The 236-nt window shown below is 67.4% G+C and carries 1 protein-coding gene; it reads right to left on the reverse strand.

Annotated features, from left to right (window positions below; all coding sequences use genetic code 11):
* A partial coding sequence (locus ACM0OW_RS25925) for a transglycosylase SLT domain-containing protein (RefSeq protein ID WP_414553599.1) occupies window positions 1–236 on the reverse strand: 236 nt, incomplete at both ends.

Consider the following 236-nt stretch of genomic DNA (forward strand, 5'->3'; position numbering starts at 1 on the left):
GGATTGAAAGGGGCGTTCTGTGCCAGTGCGGGGTAAAGCCCAGCGATCCAGCTGGAGGTCGCCGGCATGAACTGGGCCATGCCTTGGGCACCCACGGCAGAGACGGCACCGGGGCGCCAGGCGCTCTCCTGATGGACCTGAGCGGCGAACGTCGAAACCGGTGCGTCAATGCCCCAAACGACACGGGCGTTGCGCACGAGCTCCGAGCGGTACTGCTGGGCTGCACGCGGCACGTC

The sequence above is a fragment of the Anabaena sp. CCY 0017 genome (assembly GCF_963920885.1).
GTDB lineage: Bacteria > Cyanobacteriota > Cyanobacteriia > Cyanobacteriales > Nostocaceae > Nodularia.